At 69.9% G+C, this 1,019-nt stretch carries 1 protein-coding gene; it reads left to right on the plus strand.

Going from position 1 to position 1,019, the window contains the following annotated elements; genetic code table 11:
• Positions 1-1,019: beta-ketoacyl synthase N-terminal-like domain-containing protein (locus ACWC5C_RS42075; protein WP_450884648.1), on the plus strand; the 1,019-nt coding region annotated here is incomplete at both ends.

Here is a 1,019-nt window from a genome sequence, read left to right on the forward strand (position 1 = left end):
GAGTTGGACGCGTTCGTGCTGTTCTCGTCCAACGCCGGGGTGTGGGGCGGCAGCGGGCAGGGTGCGTACGCGGCCGCGAACGCCTTCCTCGACGCACTGGCCGAGGAGCGCCGGGCACGTGGTCTGACCGCGACCTCCATCGCTTGGGGCGCCTGGGCCCAGGGCGGTATCGCATCTTCAGAGGAGGCCGAGCGTCATCTGCGGCGGCGTGGTGTGCTGCCGATGGAGCCGCAGCTCGCGGTGTCGGCGCTGGTGCAGGCGGTGGAGCACGACGAGACGTTCGTGGCCGTGGCGGATGTGGACTGGGCGCGCTTCGTGCCCGGCTACGTTGCCGCCCGTCCGCGTCCGCTGATCTCCGACATCCCCGAAGTGCGCGAGGCGCTGGTCGACGACGTCGTAGAGGGTTCCGCACTCACGGAGGCCTCACAGTTCGCCGCTGGCCTTGCCGGTCTGTCGGCGACGGAGCGGCTGCGGGTGGTCCTCGACCTGGTCCGTTCTACGGCGGCCACGGTACTCGGATACGCGTCGGCCGAGGCCGTGGAGCGTGGCCGTGCGTTCAGGGAGATGGGTTTCGACTCGCTGACCGCGGTGGAGGTGCGCAACCGGCTTGCTGCGGCCACAGGTCTGAAGCTGCCCGCGACGGTGGTCTTCGACTACCCGAACCCGGGCGCGCTCGCCGACTTCGTCCTCGGCCGGGTCGACGAGACCGACCTCGCCGTGGACTCGGCGGGCACGACGACGACCGCGCTGGACGAGCCGATCGCGATCGTGGGTATGGCTTGCCGTTACCCGGGCGACATTCGCTCTCCGGAGCAGCTGTGGGACGTGGTGGCCTCGGGCGCGGACGCGATGTCCGGGTTCCCGGCGGACCGTGGCTGGGACATCGAGGGCATGTTCGGATCCGACTTCGCACACGTTGGTGGATTCGTCCATGACGCGGGGGAGTTCGATGCCGGGTTCTTCGGGATCTCGCCGCGTGAGGCGCTGGCGATGGATCCGCAGCAGCGGTTGATGCTGGA

This window comes from Streptomyces sp. NPDC001700 (genome assembly GCF_053596435.1).